Below are 24080 nucleotides of genomic sequence, written 5' to 3' on the forward strand. Positions count from 1 at the left end.
CTCGATATGGGATGGCCGACTGCAGGGAGAAATGCAGCCGCTGATGACCGCGTAACGGAATTGCTGCGCTGCCGCAAGACCGTGTGGCAAAGGGTCCGTGCAGTGCCGTAGCGGCGTCAGTCGACCAGCCGGCTCATCAGCAGCTTGTCGATGCGGCGGCCGTCGAGGTCGACGACTTCGATGCGCCAGCCGCGGTAATCGAACACCTCGCCAACGACCGGAAGGTGATTCAGTTCGCTGAGAACCAGCCCGGCGACCGTTTCGAAGTCGGGATCCTTGTCGACCGGCAGGCCGAGCTTGTCGGAGGCTTCGTCAACCTGCATCCAGCCGGCGACCAGCCACGATCCGTCGGCGCGCTGGACGCAGGAGGGCTCGTCGTTGCTGTCCTCGTCCTGGAACACGCCGGTGATGGTCTCGAGGATATCGCCGGCGGAAATGATGCCTTCGAAGTGGCCGTATTCGTCAAACACCAGTGCCATGTGCAGCGTGGCGGCGCGCAGGGCCTTGAGCACGTCCAGGGCACGGGCACTGTCGATGACGACCGGGGCCGGGCGGACGAGGGCGCGCAGGTCCGGCTCGTCGCTTTCGGCATAGGCCTCGATGACGTCGCGCACGCGCAAGGCACCGATGATGTCGTCCGCCTCGCCATCCTGAACCGGCAGGCGGGTGCGCCGGGTTTCCCGGATCTGGGCGCGCAGGACATCATGGGGGTCGGACAGGTCGATGATCTCGACCTCGCGGCGCGGGGTCATCAGCGCGCGGGCCGTGCGGTCGGCAAAGCGCATGACGCCGGAGATCATGTCACGCTCGGCGCTTTCCAGCACGCCGGCGCTTTCGGCCTCGGCGATGATGGTCTTGACCTCTTCCTCGGTGACCTTTTCCTCGCTGGCCCCGCTCTGGCCGAGGAGCGACAGGACGGCCTTGCCGGAGATATCGAGCAGGAACACCAGCGGCGCGGCGATGCGCGAGATCAGCAGCATCAAGGGGGCAACACGCGCCGCGACGCCCTCCGGATTGCGCAGGGCCACCTGTTTGGGCACCAGCTCGCCAATGATCAGCGACAGATAGGTGATGGCCACGACGACGACGCCGACGCCGAATCCGTCCGCCAGCGGCTCGCTCACCCCTTGCGTGAGCAGGAAGGCGGACAGGCGCTCGCCGAGCGTCGCGCCGGAGAAGGCACCGGACAGGACGCCGACCAGGGTGATGCCGATCTGTACCGACGACAGGAACCGGCCGGGATCCTCTTGCAGCCGCAGGGCCGTTGCCGCTCCGCGTGATCCTGCCTCGGCCGCGACCCTCAGGCGCGCCGGACGGGAGGAGACGACCGCCAGCTCAGACATGGCCAGAAGGCCGTTGAGCAGGGTGAGGAGAACGACAATCAGAAGTTCGAGGGCCATGGTGTCCAGGGGGCTGCGGCAGGGATCTGCCTTCGCCGCCTGTGATAGCGGCAATGGCGGTCCAAGTCATCCCTGCGTGCTCCGGCCTGCGTGATCCGGCGGCCTAGAGCAGGTGGGCGGGCAGGCCGCTGGTGGCGCGGAAGGACTTGAAGGCGCTGAGGGCGCGCATGGACCGGCCGTTGTCGATGGCGGCAAGGTCCAGGATCACCGCATTGGCGATGGTCATCGGCACCACCAGGGACTGTGAGTCGCCCGGCTGGCCGCGCGAGACGGCGATGGTGAGGCTGGGGCTGGGCTCGATGCGCAGGCCGAGGAGATCGGTGAGCGCGAGGACGCTTGCGCCGCGCGCAGCCGCCAGGCGGCTGAGGTCATCGATCAGGGGCGAGGCACGGCGGAAAGCCAGCAGCCAGACCACATCTCCCGGCTCCACGGCAAAGAGCGCTTCGGGCAGCTTGTGCATCTGGCTGCCAAGGTCGACGGCATCATAGCCGGAGCGCAGCAGCCGCAGGGTAATGAGGGCCGAGAGCGAGGCGGAATGCCCCCGGCCAAACACGAAGACGCGGCGGGCAGTGCTGAGGGCCGACGAGAACGCGCGGATATCGGCATCCGACACGCTGGTGCGCACCGCGTTGAGGGCGGCAATCTCGCTGTCGAGCAGGGAGGCGAGCAGCCCGCCTTCCTCGGCCCGCACAAGCCGCGCAGCCATGCGGGCAGCCGGGCTTTCGAAATCCGTGCCGCCCTCGATCAGGTTCGACTGCAGGAAGCTCTTGAACTCGGGATAGCCCTTGAAGCCAAGGCGGCGGGCAAGACGCACGGCAGAGGCGGGATGCACACCGGCGCGGAAGGAGACCTCCTTGCCGTTTTCCATGGCGGCGCGGATCGGGTCCTGCACCAGCACATCAAGCAGGCGCGTGTCGGCTTCGGTCAGGCGGGCAGCATGGCGGTTGATCAGGTCGCCAAGCGCCTGGGGAAGGGAATCCTGCGTCAAGAAAACGGTCCTGTGCGAAGCGGGCGAAGGCGAGGTCAGGCGGCGCGGGGCCGGTCGACACGGGCTCCTGTCTGGGTATCAAAGAACAGGGCCCGGTCAAGGTCGCAGCTGATCCAGATCTGGTCCAGCGCCTCCGGGAGGCTCTGGCGCTCGCCGGTCAAGGTGAGCCGGCCGGCGGGCGTGTCGCAATGCAGGATCACCTCGGCCCCGGTCATCTCACGGAAGAGGACACGGCCGGCAAGAGCTGAGCCGGACGGGTTGGTTCCGTGCAGGGTGAGGGTTTCGGGGCGCAGGCCGGCGGTCAGGCCCGGAGCGTTGCTTACTCCGGGCAGGTGGGAGGCCTCGACGAAGTTGATCGACGGCATGCCGAGGAACCCGGCGACGAAGCGGTTGACCGGCCTGTCATAGATCGCTGCCGGCGTGTCGAACTGCTGCAGCACGCCATCCTTCAGCACCGCGACCCGGTCGGCCAGCGACAGGGCCTCGGTCTGGTCATGGGTGACATAGACCGTGGTGGCGCCAAGTGTCTGGTGCAGCTCGCGGATCTCGGCGCGCATGGCGACGCGCAGCGCGTTGTCGAGGTTGGACAGCGGCTCGTCCATGAGGAAGATCGCGCTCTGCCGTGCCATCGCCCGGCCCATCGCCACGCGCTGGCGCTGGCCGCCGGAGAGGGCGCCCGGCTTGCGGTCGAGGTAGGGCGTCAACTGCAGCATGGCCGCGACCTCTTCGGCGCGGCGGTTGCGCTCGGCCTTCGCCACCCCGCGCAGCTCCAGCCCGAAGGCGATGTTCTCGCGTACGCTCATGTGCGGATAGAGCGCGTAGTTCTGGAAGATCATGGCGATGTCGCGGTCCTGCGGAGCCAGATCATTGGCTCGGCGGCCGGCCAGTTCGATGTCGCCCGCTTCGCAGCGCTCCAGCCCGGCGATGAGGCGCAGAAGCGTGGACTTGCCGCAGCCCGACGGGCCGACGATGACGACGAATTCGCCCGGCGCAATGTCAAGCGAGACGCCCTTGAGCACGGCCTGGCCATTGGCATAGGCCTTGGTGATGTCGCGAAGGGTGATGCGGCTCATGCGGCCTGGTCCTTGTGCGTGCCATCGCGGATGGCAATGGCGAGGCTGGGACGGTCGGTGGTGAAGACCTTGACCCCGAGATCGAAGGCCTTGGTGATCTGCGCGGCGTCATGGGCGGCCCAGCAGCCGAAGGCGATGCCGGCTGCCGTGACGGCCGACATCAGCGCGGCGTCGGCGGTGTCGATGTGCACGCCGATTTCCGGGATGTTGTGGCGGCGGGCAAGACCAATGACGGCGCGCGTGCCCAGCTGGCGCAGCACGGCGGGGCTGACCAGCCAGAGGCAGGGCCGCGTCGTGGCCTCGCTAAGGGCGTCGAGGCTTTCCAGCAGGAAGGACGTGAAGGTGGTGCGCTCGAGCATGCCGTGCTGCGCCAGTTCGGCGACCACGCGCGGCACGAAGTCCGGATAGGGCCGGCCGGCATCATCCGGCTTGATCTCGCAGCGGAAATCGACCGGGCTGCCGGCGTAGAGAGCGCAAAGCTCGGACAGGAGCAGGGGATGCCCGCCGGCGCCGTAATTGATGGTCGCCGCCTGGACCTCGGCCCGCGTTAGCCGGGCAATCGGGCCGGTGCGGTCGGTGGTCCGGTCGAGCGTTGCATCATGATGCACGATGATGGCGCCATCTACGGTCGGATGGACGTCGAACTCGACCTCTTCCAGGGCCATGCGGGCGGTGGCGGCAAAGCCTTGCGGGCTGCTGTCGCCGAATTCGAGGGTACCGCCGCGATGGGATGCGATGCGTGTCATGTCGTGAGAGATCCCGGTTACTTGAGCGCGCCCATGGTGATGCCGCGGACGAGATTGCGTTCGACCAGCAGGAAGCCGAGGAGGACAGGAAGGATGGTGAGCGTGGAGGCGGCCAGCACCAGCGGCCAGTCGATCAGACCCTCGCCGGGATTGGCGCTGTAGAGCCGGGCAAGGCCGATCTGCAGGGTGAACAGGTCCTGCTTGCCGACGGCGACCAGCGGCCAGATGTAGTTGTTCCACTCGGTGATGAAGATGTAGAGGCTCATCGACAGGATCGCCGGCCGAGACAGAGGCACGATGATGCGCCAGAGCACGGTCAGCGGGCTGGCCCCGTCCATGTAGGCGGCCTCGTCCAGTGCCTTCGGGATGCCGCGGATGTACTGGCGCAGGAAGAAGGCGGCAAAGCCGTTCGAGACGGCCGGCAGGATCAGCCCGGCATAGCTGTCGAGGAGGCCCGCCTTGGCAAGGGTCAGATAGTTCGGGATCAGGCTGATGTGGCTCGGGATCATCAGCGTTGCCACGGTGGCCCCGAACAGGAAGTCGCCGCCGGGAAAGCGGTAGCGGGCGAAGGCAAAGGCCGCAAGCGTGGCGACCGAGATCGCCAGAACCGTGACCAGGCCCGAGACGATCAGGCTGTTCAGGAGATAGCGGGCGAAATTGTACTGGCTGACTGCCCGCGTGTAGTTGTCGAGGGTGAACTCGTAGCCGCCGGCATAGTAGGAATCCGCCGTCTGCAGCGACAGCCAGATCGAATAGAGCACGGGCGACAGGAACAGGAGCCCCGCTGCGAGCGCCAGTGCGGCCAGGAGCGGCTCGGCGAGCCGCAGGCGCGGGCGGATGTCATCAGGCTTCATAGTGCACTCTCCGGCCGATGACGCGCGACTTCACGATCGCCAGCGTCACAAGGAAAACGAACAGCAGCACGGCGAGCGCCGAGCCGCGGCCGATGTCGAAGAGGACGAAGCCGACCCGGTAGAGCAGGCTGACCAGCATGTCGGTGGCCCCGGCCGGGCCGCCGTTGGTCATGACATTGACGATGGTGAAGACCTGGAAGGCCTCGATCACGGAAATGACCAGCAGGAAATAGGTGGTCGGCATGACCAGTGGCAGCGTCACGCGCCGGAAGACATGGAACCGGCGCCCCCCGTCGACAGCCGCCGCGTCATAGAGTTCCTGCGGCACGGCCTGGAGGCCGGCGATGTAGATGACGATGTCATAGCCAAGCTGCTTCCAGGTGTTGACGAGGATCAGCACCCAGAGCGCCAGCGCCGGGTCCTGCAGCCAGGGCTGGCGGCCGAGGCCAAGGCCGACGAGCAGGGCGTTTACCGCGCCATAGTCGGTCGAGAACAGCCAGGAGAACACGACGGCGATCGACACCGTGGAGGTGACCGAGGGCAGGAACAGCGCGCCGCGCAGGAGCCGGGAGGGCAGGGCTTCACGCACCAGCCAGGTGGCGATCCCCAGCGCCAGCACCAGCCTGAGCGGAACGGACAGGACGGCAAAGATCGTGGTGACCCAGAGCGAGTTCCAGAATTCCCGCGAGGCCAGCAGGCCCTTGTAGTTGTCGAGACCGACAAAGGGCATGTCCGGCGACAGGAAATCCCAGTCGCGGACCGACAGGTCGAGGCTCATGAGGATCGGCACATAGGTGAAGACCGCCATGAACAGGACGAGGGGAGCGACGAACAGATAGGGCGTCAGGAAGCGAAGCATGGGCCGGATGTCCTGACCGGCCGGCGGGGCACTTGCCCCGGCCGGCCGGCCGGTTTCAGGAGATGCGGGATCAGTTGGAGCGCTGGGCTTCTTCGCGGGTCTGGGCGGCGAAGTCCTTCAGCGTGTCGGCGACCTGAGCCTGGCCGAGAGCCATGGCTTCCCACATCTTGTATTCCGTCGCGCGCATCCAGGTGACAACCGGCGGACGGGCGCGGCCATAGGCGTTGGGCAGCGAGTCGATGGCAACGCGGATACCCGGCTGGGTGGCAAGGGCTTCGGCCGCGACCGGCTTGGCAGCGCTGTTCTTGTTGATCGGCAGGTAGCCGGTGGCGGCAAACCAGGCCGCATTGGCGTCGGCGGAGGCGGCGTAGCTGATGAACTTGTAGGCCGCGTCCTGCACGTCCTTGGCCGAGGAAGCCAGAATGCCTATGCCGGCGCCGCCGATCGGCACGGAGCAGACCTTGTTGCAGGGCATCGGGCGGACTTCCAGCTTGTCGCCGAGCGCCTTCTTGGAGCCGGTGTAGTTGCCGGTCGAGTTCAGCATGATGCCGACCTTGCCGGCGAGGAACGCATCGCGGCCATTGTCTTCTTCGGTGACGCCATCGGCCGAGGCGACCTTGTGCTCGTGCACGAGCGAGGCCATCCACTGGTAGGCTTCGATGGTGTTCGGGGCGTCGAGCAGGATCTCGTTGGTCTTGCGGTCGATCAGCTCGCTGTCATTGGACATGACCAGACCCCAGCGGGCGAACTGGCCCGGGGCGGCGATGCCGGTGACGCCCTCGGCGCCAAGCTTGGCGGTGATGGTCCTGGACGCGGTCAGGATGTCGTCGAAGGTCTTCAGCTGCGGCTCGCCGGTAATGCCGGCGCGGGCGAAGATGTCCTTGTTGTAGTAGAGCACCGGCGTCGAGGAGTTGAACGGCACGATGTAGGTCTTGTCCTTGTAGACACCGACCTCACGGGCGTAGGGGTACAGCTCGTCCTTCAGCGCATCGGCCTCGAAATACGGCGTCAGGTCGGTCAGCACGCCGCGGTCGGCAAAGAGGCCGTAGCGGGTGACTTCGAGGATGACCGCATCGGGAGCCCGGCGCGCCGGGATGGCGGCCTGGAGCTTGGCGACGATGTCGTTGTAGTTGCCGACAAACTCGGCCTGGATGTCGATGTCCGGGTTCGCGGCTTCGAAATTGGCGACGATCTTGTCGAGCGCTTCGCCCTGGGCCTTGTTGAACGAGTGCCAGAAGGTGACGGTGGTGGCAGCCTGGGCTGGGGCTGCAACTGCGAGCAGGGCGATACCGCCGGCTGCGACGAGTGTGTGCAATTTCTGTGACATCGGACGCTCCATTGCAAATGTGATTGCATTCCGTGTCGTGGTCATATCCTCCCGGCCGCGTCAGTTTGTTGACGGCTGCAAGACGGTTTCATGTCAGGAGCCTGCCGGGTCAGAACACGCAGGTCTTGAAGGGCAGGGCGGCGGCGCCGATGGCGGAGGGTTCGCCTTCGAGGTCCGAGACGATGAGCTTGGGCGTCCGGCGGCGGTTGCCGTAGCGCGGACTGTTGTTGAAGGTGACGCGCTCGATCAGCATGTCGGCGAGCTTGCGCGGTACTTCACCGCCGAAGACGATGGCCTGCGGGTCGATCACCGACCAGATGGCATTGAGCAGCGTGTTGGTGAAGGGGGTGACGTCATCGACCCAGGCCTCGACGCCGGGCCAGTCGGGGCGGAAGTTGCGCCTCAGCCATTCCAGGCTCGGAACATGCATGCCTTCAGCCTCGAGACGGGCGATGAGCAGCTGAAGGGCCGGGCGCCGCTTGCCGCCCTCCACATCGACGATGCCGCTGAATTCGCCCGCATTGCCGTTCGAGCCGGCATAGAGCTCGCCGTTCAGGATCAGCCCGCCGCCGAAACCGTAGTTGAACGAGAGATAGGCAAAGCTCTGGATATGGCGGCCGACGCCCAGCATCGCCTCGCCGACGGCGGCTGTGCTGGCGCCGTTTTCCACCCAGACCGGGAGATTGAAGCGCCGCGCGAGCAGCGGCCCCAGCTCGATCAGCGACCAGTCATGCAAGGGCAGCGGCGCGTTGTAGGTTGTGCCTTCGATGCGGTAGCCGGCAATGCCAAGGCTGAGCCCCAGGATCTTTTCGGCGGCAACACCGCGCTGGTCGAGGAGCTGTGCGAGCCGGTCCTGGATGCGGTCGAGGCTTTCCGAAAGCCCCTGGCCGCCGATGTCGATGGACACTGTTTCTGACGGACCGGCGAAGGGCATCAGGCAAAGGCCGGCACGGTCGGTATTGATCGACAGACCCACTGTCCAGGCAAAGTCCGGGTTGAGGGACACGGTCGGGCTCGGCTGGCCGCGGCCGGTGCCGGGCCTCGGGTTGCCCAGCAGGATCAGGCCGCGTTCGGCGAGGGCGTCGATGATCCGGTGCACCGACTGCTGCGCCAGCGGCAGGCGTGCGGCGATCTCCGAGCGGGAATGACCCGGATAGGCCCGCGCCAGGCGCAAGAGGGCGCGCTCATTGTCCGAGACGATCTCGCACGGGTCGCTCGAGCGCAGGAACCGGGGCGAGATCAGGGAGACAGGATCATAGGTCATGGCCGGATTTAAAGCACAGGGCAGGCCGGCTGCAAAGGCGTCCCGCGTCACGGCATTGTCACACTTAAAGTGTAGTAATCCGCCTGCCTTCACCACCGCCCCATGAGGAGCCGTCATGACTGTTCGAGCCACTGCCGCCGCGCTGTGCGCGCTGGCCTGCACCGCCCTGTCCAATCCGGTCAACGCCGCCAATTTCGAGTTCTGGTATGGCAATACCGGCAAGATCGAAGAGGCAATCCAGGCCAACTGCGCCAGCTTCAATGCCGCCCAGAGCGAGCATAAGGTCACCTGCGTCGGGCAGGGCGGCTATGAGGTTGCCATGCAGAAGGCAATCGCCGCCTATCGTTCAAAAACCCATCCGGTGCTGATCCAGTTCTTCGACGCCGGCACGCTCGACCTGCTGCTGTCGAACGCCGTGGTGCCAGTCTCGGAGGTGCTGCCTGACGTCGACTGGAACAGCTACATCGGCGGCGCGCGCTCCTATTACGAGACGTCGAAGGGCGCGTTGTGGTCGCAGCCCTACAATGCCTCGACGCTGATCTTCTACGGCAACCGGGAGGCGCTCGCCTCGGTCGGCGTGAGCGAACTGCCGACCACCTGGGAAGGCGTGATCAAGGTCGCCACCAAGCTGCGCGATGCTGGCCATGCCTGCCCCTATGCCACCGACGGCCATCCCTGGCGCGTGCTGGAGCAGTTTGCGGCCCGTCACGGCGCACCGGTCGCCACCAAGGGCAACGGCTTTGCCGGCCTCGATGCGGAGTACGCCTTCAATGCCGGCCTGCCGGCCAAGCACATGGAAAACCTTGCCGGCTGGCGCAAGGACGGGCTCGTCCGTCTGGCGGCCGACACGCGCGCCGGCAAGTTCGCCGATGCCTTCAACGCCGGCGAATGCGCCATGATCGAGAACTCGACGGGCGGCTATTCCAGCCATCTCGCCGCGCTCGGCGACAAGCTGATGGTGGGTCTGGCGCCGATGTACGAGGGCGTCGAGCGGCGCAACACGCTGGTTGGCGGTGCCTCCATCTATGTGATGAAGGGGCATGGCGAGGACCAGATCAAGGCTGCGCGCGCCTTCCTCGACTTCCTGCGCGACCCGGCCCCGCAGCTCGAGTTCGTCAAGGCGACCGGCTACGTGCCGGTGACCCAGGCCGCGCTGGACCTGATCAAGACGACCGACCGGGCCTCGGATCCGGCCTTTGCGGTGGCCGAGCTGGGCGTCGGCTCGATGGACGTGGCCGGCAACGAGTACAGCCGCGGCATCCGGCTCGGCTTCTTCGTCCAGTTCCGCGACATCTTCATGGAAGAGACGCAGAAGGCCTTCAACGGCGAGAAGCCGATGCAGGCAGCCCTCGACAGCGCCAAGACCCGTGGTGACGAGCTGCTGCGCCGCTTCCAGGCGACCTATGCCGGCGTGACCCTGCCGTAAGCAGAGCGGCCCAGCCCCTGGCCATGCGCGTCAGGGGCTGGGCCTTTTCCCGGAAGGATCCTTGATGCTCGCCCTGTTTCCCCAGCGCTGGCTGGCCTTTGCTCTTATCCTGCCGCAGACGCTGCTGATTGCGCTGTTCTTCTATCTGCCGGTCTATCTCGCCTTCTACTGGTCCTTCACGCTGGAGCGTCCGTTCGGCGGGGGATCGGAGTTCGTTGGCCTGCAGAACTACGCAAGAGTGCTGGCCGACCCGGAGTTCTGGCGTTCGCTGCGCCTGACCTTTGTCTTCATGGTGATCGGCTCGACCCTGGCCATCGTCATTCCGCTGATCCTGGCGCTCGCCGCCGACCGGCACATCCGGCTGAGCCAGCCGGCGCGCAACATCCTGGTCTGGCCCAAGGGCGTGGCCGGGGCCTCGATCGGGCTTGTGTTCGTCTTCATCTTCAACCCGTTTCTGGGTCTGCTGGCGCCGCTCAATGCCGTGTTTCCGGGGATCTGGAACCCGCGCATCGACGGGGCGGACGCCTTCACGATGATTGTCGTGGCCCATGTCTGGGGCGGAATTCCGTTCAACTTCGTCGTGCTGCTCTCCGGCCTCCAGGCCGTGCCGCAGGTGCTGCACCGGGCGGCCGCGCTCGATGGAGCAGGCCCCTGGCGCCGGGTACGCGACGTCCAGCTGCCGCTGATCGCGCCGCAACTGTTCCTGACCTTCGCCCTCGAATTCACAGAGAGTGTCACCGGTGCCTTTGGCCTGATTGATTCAATGACCGAGGGTGGTCCGGGCGGGTCTACTACACTTCTTGTGTATAAAATCTACGTCGACGGCTTCCGTGGGTATGACCTGTCGGGTGCTGCGACCCAGACGGCCCTGCTGATGATCTTTGTCCTGATCCTGACGGCCTTCCAGTTCCTCGTTCTGGAACGCCGCGTGAGATACGAGCGCTGACATGGTCGAGAACACCAAGAGCATCGACCGCGTCGCCGGTCTCATTCTGGCGCTGGGTATGGGGTTCGTGCTGCTGCCCCTCGTTGTCGCGCTCGTCACGGCCACGCAGGCCTATGAAACCGTGCTGACCGGCGGCCTGAGCTGGCTGCCGGGCGATCAGCTCCTCGTCAACATCGCCCGCGTGTTCGAGGAGACGGCACTCCCCGGCCAGCTGGTCAATTCCTTCGTCGCGGCCATGCTGGTCGCGACGCTGAAGTGCCTCTTCGCCTTCATGACCGCGCTGGCGATCGTGTTCTTCCAGATCCGCTGGGGCGGGGCGCTGTTTGCCCTGACGCTGGTCACCATCATGCTGCCGCTCGACCTGCGGGTGATCACCACCTATCAGGTCGCCGCCGATGTCGGCATGCCGGTGAACCTCGTGCTGGACGTGTTCGGCATCGGGCCGCTGATGCGCCTTTCGGTGCTGGACACCTGGTTCGGTCTTGCCGCCCCGCTGGTGGCACATGGGACCGGCACCTTCCTGTTCCGCCAGGCCTTTCTGGCGATGCCGCGCGACCTGCCAAGGGCCGCCGTGATGGACGGGGCGGGGCCGGTCCGCTTTGCGCTCGACATTCTGCTGCCGCTGTCGCGCGCGCCGCTCATCGCCCTGTTCATCATGATGTTCCTCGGCGGCTGGACTCAATACCTGTGGCCGCTGGTGGCCGCCTCGCGGCCGGACATGCAGACGGCCGTCGTCGGGCTGTCCCGGCTGGCCAACGACATGCCGGGGGCGGTGCCGGACTATCCGCTGATCATGGCCGGTGCCCTCGTCGTCTCGGCCATCCCGCTGGCCATGGTTGCCCTGCTGCAGCGCTTCATCGTGCGCGGCTATGCCCTCTCGGAGAAATGACATGACACAAGCCGCTGAAATCGCGCTGAAAGGCGTTGCCAAGCGCTTTGGCACGACCGAGGTGCTGCCACCGCTCGACCTGACCTTCACCGCCGGCGCCTTCACCGTGATCCTGGGGCCCTCCGGTTGCGGCAAGTCCACGCTGCTGAACCTGATTGCCGGGCTGGAAGCGGTCTCAGGCGGGGAGATCGAGATCGGCGGACGAAAAGTGCAGGACCTGCCGCCGCGCGAGCGGGGCTGCGCCATGGTGTTCCAGTCCTATGCGCTCTATCCGCACATGACTGCGGGCGACAACATCGGCTATCCGCTGAAGGTCGCCGGGGTGCCGCGCCGTGAACGCATGGCCCGGATTGCGGACGCCGCGCGTGTCGTTGGCCTCGGCGACTATCTGGCCCGCCGCCCTTCGGAACTGTCGGGCGGGCAGCGCCAGCGCGTGGCGATTGCCCGCGCCATCGTGCGGACGCCGCAGGTGATGTTGTTTGACGAGCCGCTGTCGAACCTTGATGCGCTGCTGCGCCATGAAACCCGGGCGGAACTCGCCGACCTTCACCGCCGTATCGGCGCGACGACGGTCTTCGTGACCCACGACCAGGCCGAAGCGCTGACACTGGCCGACCAGATCGTCGTCATGAACTCTGGCCGGGTCGAGCAGATCGGAACCCCGGCTGACATCTACCACCGCCCGGCCACGCGCTTCGTCGCCAGCTTCATCGGCCATCCGCCGATGAGCCTCATCACGGCCACGGGCGACGGCACCTGGCTGCGGCTTGGTGATGGCTCGCCGCTGGTCGCCTCGGCGCATCAGGGGCAGGTGCTGGCCGGTGTGCGTCCTGAGGCGGCGGTTCTGGACGGCGGCGGTGCGCCACTCGTTCCGCTGCACCGTGAGGACTTCGGCTCGCATGTCGTGCAGGTCTTCCGCCTTCCCGATGGCCAAACGGTCGCCGTGCAGTCTCCGGCCGGACGGCCGGTTCCCGCCGAGGCCGGTCTCGGCATTCCCGATGGTGCCCTGCACCTGTTCGACGCCGAAACCGGCGTTCGCCTTGTCTCCTGATCGAAAGGAAACGTCCTTGTTGAGTTACCGTGACTTCGTTGCCCGCAAGAATCGCAAGCCGCTGATCGTGGCCCATCGCGGGGCCTGGACCGTCGGTCCCGAGAACAGCCTGCTGGCGATCCGCCGCGCCTATGACGCCGGGCATCAGATTGTCGAGATCGACATCCAGGAGAGCGCCGACGGGATCCTGTTCCTGATGCATGACGACACGCTGGATCGCATGACCGGCCAGTCCGGCGTCGCTGCCGACCAAACCATGGCAACGCTCGCCGGGCTGCGCCTGCGCGAGGGGGACGGGGGCGCGGATGCGCCGGTGTCGCAGGAGCCGGTGCCGACGCTGGCGCAGGTTCTGGCGCTTGCCGACGGGCGCGGCTATCTCGATCTCGACGTCAAGCATGCCAATCTGATGGAAACCGTGGCCCGGATGGCAGCGGACTGCGGCGCGGCTGAGCGCGTCAACGTGAAGTTCCCGCTCGCCACGGCCGAGGACCTGGCCCGGCTGCGCCATATCGAGGCGACGACGGGCGTCATGGTGATGCCAATGCTGCGCCTGAAGGCCGATACCTGGGCTGATGATGCTGCCCGCGTGCTGGAGAGCGGCGCGGTGATCACGGAAGTGAAATACGACAGCCTCGACACGCTGCGTCAGGCAGCCAGCGTGCTCAACGCCGGGGGCACCTCGGTCTGGGTGAACACACTGGATCCGGTCGCTTCGGCCGGCTTCCGCGACAGCCTTGCACTTGAGGACCCGGATGCCATCTGGGGTGTACTGGTGGAGGCCGGTGTGTCCGTGTTCCAGACCGACATTCCGGACCACCTGGCGCGCTGGATCAACCGGCAAGGGGAGGCGGCATGACGGCACCTTCGCCCAAGATCTGGGACTGGCTCATTGATGAGGTGCGCGCCGGCGCGGCAGAGGAAATCCTACCGCGCTTCCGGCGGCTGTCCTCCGACATGATTGCGGCAAAGTCCGCCCCGGATGACCTCGTGACCGAAGCGGACCGGCAGATGGAAGAGCGCCTGCGCGTGGCCTGCGCGCGTCTGATGCCGCAAGCGTTGTTCCTCGGCGAGGAGGCGGTCTCCGCCGACCGGAGCCTGCTGGACGCGTTGCCGCAGGCAGAACTTGCGATTGTCTGCGATCCGGTCGACGGCACCTGGAACTTCGCCAATGGCCTTGCGGTGTTCGGCGTCATCATCGCGGTGCTCAGGCGCGGCGAGCCGGTGTTCGGCCTGCTTTATGATCCGCTCGGCGATGACTGGGTCATGGCCGAGCGTGGGGCAGGTGCGTTCTTTGCCCGGCCGGGCAGCGAGCCGGAACGGCTGTCGGTACAGAATGGCCCGGCGGAGCAGGGCGTTGCCGGCTTCGTGCCGCTGTTCCTGTTTCCAAAGCCAGACCGGCCGCGGATTGCAGCTGGCATGGCTGAACTCGGCCGGGCGACGTCGCTGCGCTGCTCCTGCCACGAATACCGCCTGCTGGCGCAGGGCCGCGTCGACTTCAACCTCAGCGCCAGCCTGCAGCCCTGGGATCACATCGCCGGCGCCCTGGCGGTGGAGGAAGCCGGCGGCGTTGCGCGGCTGGCCGACGGTTCGTCGTATCGCGGGGCGCATGTCCCGAAGGGCCCGCTGGTCGCCGCGGTCTCGAGCGAGGTTCATGCCGAGGTGGTGCAGCGTTTGCAGCTCCGCTGACGCTCAGACCCGGCGCTCGTGCAGCCCTGCCTTGCACGGGAGCCGGGCCTCGGGCGGCATTTGGCTGGCCCTACACCCTGTAAATTCCCTGCGTCTCGTGATAAGCAGCCGCCTTCCCATCAGGTCGCCGCCGCGCTTGGGGATGGCTCTGGCCGTCCTCGCATGCCAGTGCGGCAGACCGACGGCGGCAGCGAGACGGAGATGAACGTGTCTTTCGGGACTGAGACCCTGCAGCAGGACAAGCTTTACACGGCCCCCGTCTTCGCCGTTGCCCCCATGATGGACTGGACGGACTGGCCGAAATTAGAACTGAAAATTCAAGGTGAAGCAGGGAATTTCGTGTACCAAGTACCAAAATTTCGCCCGATCGATTTCCGATAAGCAAAGCCGCTCGCGACTGTTCTGGTAAGGGGCCGACTTCGGGTATTCGAGTTCCGGACATTAGATCTGCGAAGCGGACATTTACATCGTTCAGGTCACCGAAAGATTCCGGCTCATACCTGCCTTCCATGTCACCGAAGATGCTGCAACGCAGTTTCCTCGCGCCGGCCATGCCCGAAGGACTGCGCCCCATTTGATTGTAGCCATCGTCAAACGGCACGTGCTTTCCAAATTTGATAGATCGTCTTGCGCCTTTCAAACGCTTCCGGGCCGCCTTCCATGATAGAGATAACGCTTGACTGACACGCTTTGTCGTCAATATTGCCGACCGATATAGCGATTTCATTATCGCTGGCGCTGCACGTGGTGATAGTTTCAGCATCGCCCAGCACCGGGAAATTCGCATTGTGTGTTGCGAAGATGAATTGCTGATTTGGCTTTAGCTTGCGAACCAGTTTCACCACTTCCTCATAGACGGTTTGGCTGTCGAGATCATCTTCCGGCTGATCGATGAGCAAGAGATCATTCCCCTCTTGGCTCAGCAGGAAGAGCATCATTGCAGAGGCACGCTGACCGAGAGAGTGTGATGACAGCGTCTTGCCATGATATGTCACCGTGTAGCTGTTTGGTACTTGGTAACCCGTAAGTGCGTCCAAGTTCGCCATGAAGAGCTTCTTGAACTCTTCGGACTTTCCCTTAGCGTTAGTGGAAGCTTTGTCGAGGTCTTTGAAAATCTCGCCAAAATCGATATAAGCAGCGGCGAGGGCCTCATAATATTCCTTGCGGAGATTTTTGCCGCGAAGCAGCCCATCAATGTGGTTCTTGAAGGCGCTGCGATCACCTTTGAACTCCGCGTCTACCCGCAACGATCCTTGCGATTCATTGATGATCCTCAACGCCGCCGCGATGAGCTTAAACTCATCATGCCATGCGCTATCCAGCGAAGCCATGGCAGTCAGAACTGCCTCAAGCTTGGATTTCTCCTTGCTGGTGCGCTTGGCCAGTTCGTCGATCTGCGCCTCAAGTTCCTGCTTGCGCTGCACGAGCTTGATATAGGCATCCGGCTGGATCGAGGTAACGCCTTGTTCTTCGAGCGCCTTAACCAAATTCCGTTCGGTCTCTGCAAATTCTTCCGATAGGCCATCGCGAATGCCTTCAAGTTCTTGGCGCAGCGCATGTAGATCGCCAGACTTGGATTTGATCATGGCAGCAAGGGTCTTGGCGGTTGCAACGGTTCCTTTCAGTTCCTGCAATTTGACCGCATAGCGTGTGAAGAAATCAGCGTTGTGATCGGATGCATGGGCTTCGATCAGCTTGAAGTCTTCTTCGGCTTGGGTCGCTGCATCATCAATTGCCTTCTGCCAGCCTTGCGCCGTCTCGTCGATGCCTTCGCAGTAGGTCAGGTCCTCGCTATAGGCTAATTGCTTTTCAAGCTTGTCCTTGACGCCGTGCTTGTCGAAATGCTCGAGATTAAACTCGACATCCTTGAGTTCATCCTCCAGCACCTGCTTGTCCTCGGCATCATTGCGGACCGAATTGAAACTATCTATCGCTGTTTTCAGATCGCCCGAGCGTTCTTCGATTTTTTGTCGGACAGCTTTCAGGCTATCCCCCATGAGCTTTTCGACAAGGTCGTGCCCAAAGCCTTTTCCGGCGGCAGAGAGGTCCTTCTGGCCAAAATACAGCGGCTTAGTAATGATGGTTTCCTTAATGGAAACGCCCGGACGCAGCTTGCCATCGACATAGACATTCGGCGATTGTCCCCAGATACGACTTACTTCGAACTGCCCACCATGCCTGTCAGTCGCCTCGACAATCACCTTGCCGCCACTTTTGAGGACATGAGGCAAGAGCTTGTCCTTGTACTCCTTGTCCTGTGCCTTTTCGCCAAAGGGGATATCGAGCGCATAGCGCACGCTCTCCAGAATGGAGGATTTGCCGCTGCCCTGGATGCCGATCAGGCAATTCAAGTGCGGAGAGAAGGTGACCCGCTTACCATCCAGCAATCCGCCTTCGAACCGAATGGCATTGATATGAGAATGACCAACCGGTGGGACCTCTGCCGAGACGCGGAATTTATGATCGGTCAGTGCGAATTTGACGGCATCAAAACCAAGATCGCCAAGTTTGAGATAGACCTTTTTGCCCTTGCCAATGTCGCCGATTGCTTTTGCGTCAGAACCCTCGACCTCGGCCGGATAGTGCTCGCGCCACCAGCCTTTGACCTTGGTGCGACATACGGCATCGGGTTTGTCGTGCGTCCGTACCTTCTGAAAACCAAGGGTGTATTTCTGGATCAAGGGCTCTGCAGCAAGCTCTCCCATCCGCCCCCCGCCGATTTCTTTCCACAATCCGCTATTGGCCTCGACATGGGCGAAAATGATAAAGAAATCCCGATTGTAGCCTTCCAGCTTTTTTAGCGTATCAACAAGATCAGCGTTGCTCCGGCCGTTTTCCTGCTCGTATTGCTCAGGGACCCTGCCGGCGAAGGCTACTCCCAGGAACTGGTTGATGTAATCCTGACCATCAGCCAGCCAGGAATCGGAGAACACGACCAGTGTATGTACGCCGTTCGCGCCGTCCTTGACCGACAGCTCCAATCCGGGCAGTACACCGATCCCCGACTTACGCGCTCGCTTGCGCAGGGCTTTGAATTCGTTGAGGTCAAACTTGTTGTGGTTGGTAATGACGGCGAGCCGTGTCCCGGCGGCTTCGAGCGCATCAATATAACTGGCGACGAAGCGATCCTCCTCGCCATCATAGTGAAATTCCTTATCGGCACGCGTGTGCAGGTGAAAGTCTGCTCTTACCCACTGCGCCCCATACTCGAAGAGTTCCTGAAGTGCCTCGCTCAATACCTACATCCATGCGAATAGTCAGTTTTTCTGGGTGAGTAGACCACACCCGGCAAGCATATGTACAGGCCGGAAGTAACGATCCAGAGGGCTCTGTACTTTGTTCATCGACGGTCGGTGCGGCTGCGAAGCTGCAGGGCGCAGCCGCATGTCGGTTCATCCGCCCAATTTAGCCCTTGGCTCGAGTTGCAATGAATGTCGGCTCCTAGGGGCTTCGTTGGATCAGCGCACCGTTCGATTGGGCTGGTGGAAAGTGGGTCTGTGCGTTACAAAACCTGGGTGTTGAATAGAATAGACCCAGGAATTGTCACGCGAGATTGTGTTACAAAACCTGGGTGAGAATCAAGTTAGACCCAGGATATGTAACGGCATGACCCAGGCAGGACGAACCCAGCGTGATCAGCTGTCGGCTCTTCTCCGATCAAAGCCGATCGTGCGCGCGTACGAGCTCCGCAAGGTGGGAATCGCCGGTCAAACGATCAAGCGCGCCGTTGATGACGGCGAGCTTGTTCGCATCTCCCGGGGTCTGTACCAGCGCGCCGACACCGATGTGGACACGGAACAGGCACTGGCCGAAGCAGCAAAACTGGTGCCGAAAGGGGTCATCGCGATGGTCTCGGCACTCGCCTTCCATGGGCTGACCGATCAGATGCCTCGGAAGATCTGGGTCGCCATCAGCACGAAGGACTGGGCGCCGGCGCCGGCTTATCCCCCGATCCGAATCGTCGAATTTCGCGACAAGTACATGCAGCAGGGAATCGAGCATCACCGGATATCAGGCGTCGACGTGCCCGTATTTTCGGTAACAAAGACGCTTGCTGACATCTTTCGCAACAGCAAGCTGGTCGACCGCTCGGTTGCCGTGGAGGGCCTTCGCGCAGCACTTGAACAGCGCAAGGCCACGCCTGGTGCGATCGCGGACGCGGCATTGGGGGCAGGGGCCTGGCGGATCATGCGACCCTATCTCGAGGCTTTGACGTCGAATGGGTAAAACGCCTCCGGCAAATCAGGCTGCATCAATCAAGCAAAGGTTGCTGAACCTCGCACGCAAGGAGGGGCGCGTGTACGAAGTCGTGCTCGTCCGTTACGCGCTCGAGCGACTGCTCTATCGCCTTTCGATATCGGATCACAACGACCGTTTCGTCCTGAAGGGCGGCATGCTCTTGACGCTTTGGATGGAGGGAGGCAACCGCGAGACACGGGATGCGGACTTTCTCGGGTTCGGGGACGCCAGCATAGACAACCTCAAGGCCACGTTTGCAGAAATCATGGCGATAGATGCGAACGATGGACTCATCTTCGATGCCGCAGCGCTGGCGGCAATGACGATCCGGGAAGACATGGAGTACGAGGGCGTGCGTCTGCGGACGACGGCATTTCTGGAGAAAGCACGCATCCCGGTCACGATCGATATCGGGTTTGGAGACGCGATTGCCGCCGGCGCACAGCCATTCGCCTATCCATCACTGCTTGGCATGGAAACGCCGAGAATACGGACTTATCCACCTGCAACGGTAGTCGCCGAGAAGGTCCAGGCGATGGTTGCCCTTGGCGTCGCCAACGGACGCATGAAAGACTACTTCGATCTGTGGGCGATCGCTAGGGCCGTTCCCGTTTCCGACGGTGAACTTGAGGCCGCGATCCGGAAGCCCGAGGTGCTCCTTGGGCGTGACGTAACAAAGCATTGCAGTCCCGAACCAGCCGATCATCGCAGCTCCTATGCCGCTGGTGATGTGGTCATAGCCAGGCGCGATGTCGGTTGCGAGCGGCCCAAGCGTATAAAACGGTGCTTCGCCGCAAGTCGCGAGTTGCTTGTCCATGTTGGCCTTGATCTTGTGCATCGGCACGTGGCCCGGCCCCTCGATCATCACCTGGCAGTCCCTGGCCCAGGCAACCCGGGTAAGTTCACCCAGGGTTTCCAGCTCGGCAAACTGGGCCTCGTCGTTGGCATCGGCGATGGAGCCCGGACGCAATCCGTCGCCGAGGGAAAAGCTCACGTCATAGGCGCGGGCGATATCGCATATGTCGTCGAAGTGTTCGTAAAGAAAACTCTCGCGTTCATGGCGCAGGCACCATTTGGCCATGATGGATCCACCCCGGCTGACGATGCCGGTCACCCGGTTCACGGTCATCGGAATCATATGCCGTCTCACGCCGGCGTGGATGGTGAAATAGTCCACTCCCTGCTCGGCCTGCTCGATCAGCGTTTCGCGGTAAATCTCCCACGAGAGATCTTCGGCGGCACCGCATACCTTTTCCAGCGCCTGGTAGAGCGGCACAGTGCCGATCGGTACCGGTGCGTTGCGGATGATCCATTCGCGGATGTTGTGGATGTCCCGGCCTGTCGACAGGTCCATGACGGAATCCGCGCCCCAGCGGATAGCCCAGACCATCTTTTCCACCTCTTCCTCCATTGAGGAAGAGACCGCCGAGTTGCCAATGTTGGCGTTGATCTTCACCTTGAAATTGCGGCCGATGACCATCGGCTCCAGCTCTCGATGATTGACGTTCGCCGGGATTATGGCGCGGCCCGCCGCAATCTCGTCCCTCACGAATTCAGCTGTGACAACGTCGGGCAGGCGCGCTCCGTGTCCTTCGCCATCGGTGCAATAAGCCTCCGTCCGGCCTTCGTTCTCGCGTAGCGCGACAAATTCGATTTTCGGGTGTGATGATGCCTGCCCTGGCATATGCCAGCTGCGTCACCGCGCGACCTCCCGCCGCTCGCAGAGGCAAATGCCGGACCGGAAATGCCGGCGTGCCCCGGTCACCGGAACCGGGATCGTTCCCGGCCAGTGCTGCCGGTAGGCTTTCGTAGGCTTCAACGTCTCCGCGCTCAAGCAGCCAGCGGCCGCGCCGCGGGAGCAATCCTCTTGAAATGTCGATCCGCGCACCGGGGTCGGTGTAGGGCCCGGAACTGTCATAGACAGTGAGCGGTGCTTCGTTGGAAACAGCGATTTCGCGAATGGGCACCTGGATCCCGTGTCTGTCTCCGGTCACATAGACCTTACGCGAAGCGGGCAGGGGACCCGTCGTGATTGCGGGAATTGTGTTTTTCATTTCGGTCTCCTCTTGCGACGAGACCCAAGTGGAAACATTCGGCAGAAAGGGACCGCATCGGCCCGGGGTTTGCGGCGCGCACAAAAGGCCTTTAGCGGCCCGAAAGGACCGCGCTCAACAAGTTGAGGTTTGCGGATGTGCCCTTCGGTCTTCCTACGCCAGCGTCAACTGGGTCAGGTTCAAAGGGTCGCATCACCAAGGTTTCCCCCTATCAGCCTCTCAGTCCCCTCGGTGGGACTCCCCTGACGTGCTTACATTGTTTGTGCGTTTTTCCGTGGCGTCAATCGCAAAAGTTGCAAAAAATCCCGTCACTCCAATTCCGCTTTTGTCCGCCGCCGGGTGGCGGCGGGCCCAAATGTGATCCGGCCCGGGGCTTTCGCAATGTGTAGAGTTGAAAAACACAGCCCGATCCGGTTTCGTGGACCGACTGTTCTCACCGCATCGATTTTGCGCTCCGGACCCGTATGAAATTGTCGATATGGTGCCCTGCCAGTTCCGCACCGTCTGGTGCGGCGTAGTCCAGTGAGGTCAACGACAGCTTTCAGCTTGTTTCCCTCTATTCGGTGGCTGACCTCCCGTTCCTGATGGCCTCTCGAAGCGGCTGATAGGCGGCTGCGGTAGCCGGTCTTTTCGCCTGCGAGGTTCGCTCCTGAAAGTAACCCTGGGTTTCAAATAAGGCCAAGCCAGCATTTGGAATTGAAAGAAAACAGGAAATAATTCTGAACATTTTTGATGGGCAATCGTGCGGTGTATGTATATTTTTCTTTAATCATTGCTTACTAAGTGTTTTAAAACATTTTTATTATTTTCTGATGCGTAAAGCAATGATGTTCTTGTGTAATTATTCGATATATGGCAAAAAATTTTGAAGTAAGTCTCTTAATAATATTATTAATCCATTTTAAATTGCATAATTTTGTCACAATCAAAAGAAAAATCAAATACCGGTTGACAGAAATATCAGTGTAGCTATTAGTAGCATTATACAACTTTAGATGGATCTGGGAAGCGTTTCGATGGACCAGGAAATTGTCTACAAGGTCGTGCTGAATCACGAAGAGCAATACTCAATCTGGCCTGCGGACAGGGAGATTCCCGAAGGCTGGAGAGCCGAAGGTTTCGAAGGGAAAAAAGCTGCCTGCCTGGATCATATTGACGAAGTCTGGACTGACATGAGGCCGCTGAGTTTGCGCAAGTCCATGGCGGAAACATGACCGCATGGTCAAGCGTAGCGCGAGTGCAGGTGTAGAGGACGTCAGATGGTAGAGCATGTGTTGACGCGTATCCTCAGGATTGCCGCTCATGAACCTGATCGCGTGGCGATCGTTTCTCTCGACAGTTCGGGTAACGAAACGTCCGAACCGATGACGTATTGTGATCTGGACCGGGGATGCCGGCATGTCGCGTCCGCGCTCATTGCATCCGGGTGTGTCGGTCGAACGGTCCTTTCAAGTGTTGAAGATGCTAAGAGGTTCGCATGCCTTTTTCTGGGGGCGCTGCGTGCAGGCGCCATACCCGTGCCGCTTTATGCCGCCGGGTCTCCGCGGAAAAAAGCGCTTCAAAATGCTGTCGTGAAAGATGCAGGGCCGGTTCTTCTGGTACATGGCGGCCAGCCACAGGCTGTTTCGGTGGACCAGGTTTGTGTTGACGAGCTTCTGTCGCATGAACTCTGCGATCTGCCGGCTGTTCCCCAGACTGTTTGCGAGGATGGCCTTGCCTATCTTCAATACTCTTCCGGTTCGACTGGAACCCCGAAGGGAATCATGGTTACCGCGCGGAACATTGCAACCAACGTGCTTGCAATCGCACATGCCGCGGGAATTTCCCAGCGATCCGTAATGGTGAACTGGATGCCTCTTTTCCACGATTTCGGGCTGGTGTTTGGACTTTTGACCCCGCTGGCGGAGGGCGCGCGCGTGATTTCGATCAGGCCCCAGGATGTCGGGCGCGATCCGGCCGTCTGGTTGAAGGCCCTGTCGGATCATCGAGGAACAGTGACGGGGGCTCCGGATTTTGTCTTTCGGGCGTGCACCCACGGCGTTTCGCAAGACTTCCTGCAGAGCCTTGATCTTTCGTGCTTGAAAGTCGCCGTTGCCTCGGCGGAGCCCAACCGTCAGTCCACTTTGGAAGAATTTGAACGCCGCTTCTCGGAAGTGGGGCTCGCCCCCGGTGCGTTGCGGCCGAGTTACGGGCTTGCAGAGGCGACGCTTGTCGTCACGAGCGACCCCGCCGGTCCATACGAAAACGGCAGACGCTGGCGCGTCTCCGGCCAGGATGAAACGGAGCTGCGTAACGGCGTGGTCAGTTGCGGCCGAGCCGCGCTTTGGACGGAGCTCCGAATTCGCTCCGGCGACCGAGACCAGCCTGACGGAGAGATCGGTGAAGTATATGTTTCCAGTCCTGGTGTAACTGCCGGGTATTTTAACCGTCCGCACGACACTGCGGACGCCTTTCTGGAATTGGAAGGCGAGGTTTGGCTGCGGACGGGAGACGAAGGTTTTCTGTCGGAAGGTGAGTTGTTTATTACCGGACGTGTGAAGGACATGATTGTCTTTGCCGGAGAAAACCACTTCGCGGAAGATATCGAAACAACCGTCGCTTCCCTTGATCCAGTGCTTGCCGCGTGCAGGGTCGTCGTATTTGGCGTCTCCGTCGGTGTTCAGGAACACGTCGTGGTTGCCTGCGAATTGCCGAGCAGGTTTCGCAGCCGGAGGCCGGAACTCGCAGCGCGGATCAGGCAAGCGGTGCTTAACGAGCATGGACTGATGGTCCACGAGGTCGTTTGGCCGCGCGGCAACCAGGTCGCGCGGACAACCAGCGGCAAACCGCGCCGCCGGGAAACCAAGAAGGATTATCTTGCAGGCAAATTGTCGGGCAAGCCTTCGGTGCAAAACGCATTGACACAAGGCGAGGATATCTGGGTTCCCGTACTGAGCGATTTGATCCGAGACATCGTAAGGCAAAATGGAGTTCAGGTACCCTCCGGCTTTGATAACAAAGCCACCTTTGCAGAGATCGGCGTCGATTCCTTGATCGCGATGCGCATCGCATCTGAAATTGCCGAGATTTTTGGGGTTTCGCTCCAAATCACCAAACTATTGGGCGCCGTGACCTTCGAGGCGGCGGCTGATGAGGTGGCGCAGCAAATACGGTCGAGCTTAAGTGACGACGATCAAGATCACGTGGCTCGAATAATAGCGAAGGCCGCGCGAGAGACGAAAAATAAAAATCGTTACGAGAACGCCCTCTGACCAGAGGGCATTTTTTTTGCTTAAAAG

General features: G+C 62.3%; 19 protein-coding genes and 2 pseudogenes. 11 read left to right on the top strand and 10 right to left on the bottom strand.

Going from position 1 to position 24080, the window contains the following annotated elements; all coding sequences use genetic code 11:
* Nucleotides 1–116: 116 nt before the first annotated feature.
* From OVA12_RS21875 to OVA12_RS21910, 8 genes are all read right to left on the bottom strand, one after another.
* Nucleotides 117–1400, bottom strand: a complete 1284-nt coding sequence (locus OVA12_RS21875; RefSeq protein WP_268140756.1) for a hemolysin family protein — start codon at nucleotides 1398–1400, stop codon at nucleotides 117–119.
* A 103-nt stretch (nucleotides 1401–1503) separates the two neighbouring features.
* Nucleotides 1504–2388, bottom strand: coding sequence for a MurR/RpiR family transcriptional regulator (locus tag OVA12_RS21880; RefSeq protein ID WP_268140757.1), 885 nt, complete (start codon nucleotides 2386–2388; stop codon nucleotides 1504–1506).
* Nucleotides 2389–2423: 35 nt separating this feature from the next.
* On the bottom strand, nucleotides 2424–3461 hold the full coding sequence (locus tag OVA12_RS21885) for an ABC transporter ATP-binding protein (RefSeq protein ID WP_268140759.1): 1038 nt from the start codon (nucleotides 3459–3461) through the stop codon (nucleotides 2424–2426).
* A complete protein-coding gene (locus OVA12_RS21890) occupies nucleotides 3458–4207 on the bottom strand; it encodes a glycerophosphodiester phosphodiesterase family protein (RefSeq protein WP_268140760.1) in 750 nt (249 codons plus the stop codon). The genes OVA12_RS21885 and OVA12_RS21890 overlap by 4 nt, the downstream gene beginning before the upstream one ends.
* 17 nt (nucleotides 4208–4224) lie before the next feature.
* Nucleotides 4225–5061: a carbohydrate ABC transporter permease gene (locus tag OVA12_RS21895; RefSeq protein WP_268140761.1), complete on the bottom strand. Its 837-nt coding sequence runs from the start codon at nucleotides 5059–5061 to the stop codon at nucleotides 4225–4227.
* A complete protein-coding gene (locus OVA12_RS21900; protein WP_268140762.1) occupies nucleotides 5051–5920 on the bottom strand; it encodes a carbohydrate ABC transporter permease in 870 nt (289 codons plus the stop codon). Before OVA12_RS21900 ends, OVA12_RS21895 begins: the two co-directional genes overlap by 11 nt.
* Nucleotides 5921–5990: 70 nt before the next feature.
* Nucleotides 5991–7247, bottom strand: a complete 1257-nt coding sequence (locus OVA12_RS21905; protein WP_268140764.1) for an ABC transporter substrate-binding protein — start codon at nucleotides 7245–7247, stop codon at nucleotides 5991–5993.
* A 109-nt stretch (nucleotides 7248–7356) separates the two neighbouring features.
* Nucleotides 7357–8511 (bottom strand): ROK family transcriptional regulator, encoded by a 1155-nt coding sequence (locus OVA12_RS21910; RefSeq protein ID WP_268140766.1) that lies wholly within the window; start codon nucleotides 8509–8511, stop codon nucleotides 7357–7359.
* Nucleotides 8512–8626: 115 nt separating this feature from the next.
* Between OVA12_RS21910 and OVA12_RS21915 the strand changes: the two genes are divergently transcribed.
* The 7 genes from OVA12_RS21915 to OVA12_RS21945 all read left to right on the top strand — a co-directional run bounded on the left by OVA12_RS21915 (nucleotide 8627) and on the right by OVA12_RS21945 (nucleotide 14890).
* A complete protein-coding gene (locus tag OVA12_RS21915) occupies nucleotides 8627–9937 on the top strand; it encodes an extracellular solute-binding protein (RefSeq protein WP_268140768.1) in 1311 nt (436 codons plus the stop codon).
* A gap of 64 nt (nucleotides 9938–10001) precedes the next feature.
* A complete protein-coding gene (locus OVA12_RS21920) occupies nucleotides 10002–10883 on the top strand; it encodes a carbohydrate ABC transporter permease (RefSeq protein WP_268140770.1) in 882 nt (293 codons plus the stop codon).
* A gap of 1 nt (nucleotide 10884) precedes the next feature.
* On the top strand, nucleotides 10885–11772 hold the full coding sequence (locus OVA12_RS21925) for a carbohydrate ABC transporter permease (RefSeq protein WP_268140772.1): 888 nt from the start codon (nucleotides 10885–10887) through the stop codon (nucleotides 11770–11772).
* Nucleotide 11773: 1 nt separating this feature from the next.
* Entirely contained in the window at nucleotides 11774–12823 is a 1050-nt protein-coding gene (locus OVA12_RS21930; protein WP_268140774.1) for an ABC transporter ATP-binding protein, read from the top strand.
* Nucleotides 12824–12839: 16 nt separating this feature from the next.
* Nucleotides 12840–13679, top strand: coding sequence for a glycerophosphodiester phosphodiesterase family protein (locus OVA12_RS21935; RefSeq protein WP_268140776.1), 840 nt, complete (start codon nucleotides 12840–12842; stop codon nucleotides 13677–13679).
* Nucleotides 13676–14509 (top strand): inositol monophosphatase family protein, encoded by an 834-nt coding sequence (locus OVA12_RS21940; RefSeq protein ID WP_268140778.1) that lies wholly within the window; start codon nucleotides 13676–13678, stop codon nucleotides 14507–14509. Before OVA12_RS21935 ends, OVA12_RS21940 begins: the two co-directional genes overlap by 4 nt.
* A 162-nt stretch (nucleotides 14510–14671) precedes the next feature.
* Complete coding sequence (locus OVA12_RS21945; protein WP_268140780.1) at nucleotides 14672–14890, top strand: hypothetical protein; 219 nt, start codon at nucleotides 14672–14674, stop codon at nucleotides 14888–14890.
* A 209-nt stretch (nucleotides 14891–15099) separates the two neighbouring features.
* On the opposite strand, the gene OVA12_RS21950 is transcribed toward OVA12_RS21945, so the two are convergent.
* Nucleotides 15100–17745 (bottom strand): TrlF family AAA-like ATPase, encoded by a 2646-nt coding sequence (locus OVA12_RS21950; protein ID WP_268140782.1) that lies wholly within the window; start codon nucleotides 17743–17745, stop codon nucleotides 15100–15102.
* 370 nt (nucleotides 17746–18115) lie between these two features.
* Between OVA12_RS21950 and OVA12_RS21955 the strand changes: the two genes are divergently transcribed.
* Both OVA12_RS21955 and OVA12_RS21960 read left to right on the top strand, forming a co-directional pair.
* Entirely contained in the window at nucleotides 18116–18736 is a 621-nt protein-coding gene (locus tag OVA12_RS21955) for a type IV toxin-antitoxin system AbiEi family antitoxin domain-containing protein (RefSeq protein WP_268140784.1), read from the top strand.
* Between the two features lie 166 nt (nucleotides 18737–18902).
* Nucleotides 18903–19331: pseudogene (locus OVA12_RS21960) on the top strand (nucleotidyl transferase AbiEii/AbiGii toxin family protein); the annotation flags it as partial.
* Between the two features lie 51 nt (nucleotides 19332–19382).
* On the opposite strand, the pseudogene thiC reads toward OVA12_RS21960, so the two are convergent.
* Nucleotides 19383–20802 (bottom strand): annotated as a pseudogene (gene thiC, locus OVA12_RS21965) (phosphomethylpyrimidine synthase ThiC); the annotation flags it as partial.
* A 1016-nt stretch (nucleotides 20803–21818) separates the two neighbouring features.
* Here thiC and OVA12_RS21970 point away from each other — a divergent pair.
* Together OVA12_RS21970 and OVA12_RS21975 are read left to right on the top strand one after the other, a co-directional pair.
* On the top strand, nucleotides 21819–22016 hold the full coding sequence (locus OVA12_RS21970; protein WP_268140786.1) for an MbtH family protein: 198 nt from the start codon (nucleotides 21819–21821) through the stop codon (nucleotides 22014–22016).
* Nucleotides 22017–22061: 45 nt separating this feature from the next.
* Nucleotides 22062–24053 carry an AMP-binding protein gene (locus OVA12_RS21975; RefSeq protein WP_268140788.1) on the top strand — a complete coding sequence of 664 codons (1992 nt, stop codon included), beginning with the start codon at nucleotides 22062–22064 and terminating at the stop codon, nucleotides 24051–24053.
* Nucleotides 24054–24080: the final 27 nt, after the last annotated feature.

The sequence above is a fragment of the Pannonibacter sp. SL95 genome (assembly GCF_026672425.1).
Taxonomy (GTDB): Bacteria; Pseudomonadota; Alphaproteobacteria; order Rhizobiales; family Stappiaceae; genus Pannonibacter.

Bases quoted from the DNA above. Each gene is read 5' to 3' on its own strand.
- OVA12_RS21875 (WP_268140756.1), bottom strand. From the start codon at position 1,400: ATGGCCCTCGAACTTCTGATTGTCGTTCTCCTCACCCTGCTCAACGGC.
- OVA12_RS21885 (WP_268140759.1), bottom strand. From the start codon at position 3,461: ATGAGCCGCATCACCCTTCGCGACATCACCAAGGCCTATGCCAATGGC.
- OVA12_RS21890 (WP_268140760.1), bottom strand. From the start codon at position 4,207: ATGACACGCATCGCATCCCATCGCGGCGGTACCCTCGAATTCGGCGAC.
- OVA12_RS21895 (WP_268140761.1), bottom strand. From the start codon at position 5,061: ATGAAGCCTGATGACATCCGCCCGCGCCTGCGGCTCGCCGAGCCGCTC.
- OVA12_RS21900 (WP_268140762.1), bottom strand. From the start codon at position 5,920: ATGCTTCGCTTCCTGACGCCCTATCTGTTCGTCGCTCCCCTCGTCCTG.
- OVA12_RS21905 (WP_268140764.1), bottom strand. From the start codon at position 7,247: ATGTCACAGAAATTGCACACACTCGTCGCAGCCGGCGGTATCGCCCTG.
- OVA12_RS21910 (WP_268140766.1), bottom strand. From the start codon at position 8,511: ATGACCTATGATCCTGTCTCCCTGATCTCGCCCCGGTTCCTGCGCTCG.
- OVA12_RS21915 (WP_268140768.1), top strand. From the start codon at position 8,627: ATGACTGTTCGAGCCACTGCCGCCGCGCTGTGCGCGCTGGCCTGCACC.
- OVA12_RS21920 (WP_268140770.1), top strand. From the start codon at position 10,002: ATGCTCGCCCTGTTTCCCCAGCGCTGGCTGGCCTTTGCTCTTATCCTG.
- OVA12_RS21925 (WP_268140772.1), top strand. From the start codon at position 10,885: ATGGTCGAGAACACCAAGAGCATCGACCGCGTCGCCGGTCTCATTCTG.
- OVA12_RS21930 (WP_268140774.1), top strand. From the start codon at position 11,774: ATGACACAAGCCGCTGAAATCGCGCTGAAAGGCGTTGCCAAGCGCTTT.
- OVA12_RS21940 (WP_268140778.1), top strand. From the start codon at position 13,676: ATGACGGCACCTTCGCCCAAGATCTGGGACTGGCTCATTGATGAGGTG.
- OVA12_RS21945 (WP_268140780.1), top strand. From the start codon at position 14,672: ATGCCAGTGCGGCAGACCGACGGCGGCAGCGAGACGGAGATGAACGTG.
- OVA12_RS21955 (WP_268140784.1), top strand. From the start codon at position 18,116: ATGACCCAGGCAGGACGAACCCAGCGTGATCAGCTGTCGGCTCTTCTC.
- OVA12_RS21970 (WP_268140786.1), top strand. From the start codon at position 21,819: ATGGACCAGGAAATTGTCTACAAGGTCGTGCTGAATCACGAAGAGCAA.
- OVA12_RS21975 (WP_268140788.1), top strand. From the start codon at position 22,062: ATGGTAGAGCATGTGTTGACGCGTATCCTCAGGATTGCCGCTCATGAA.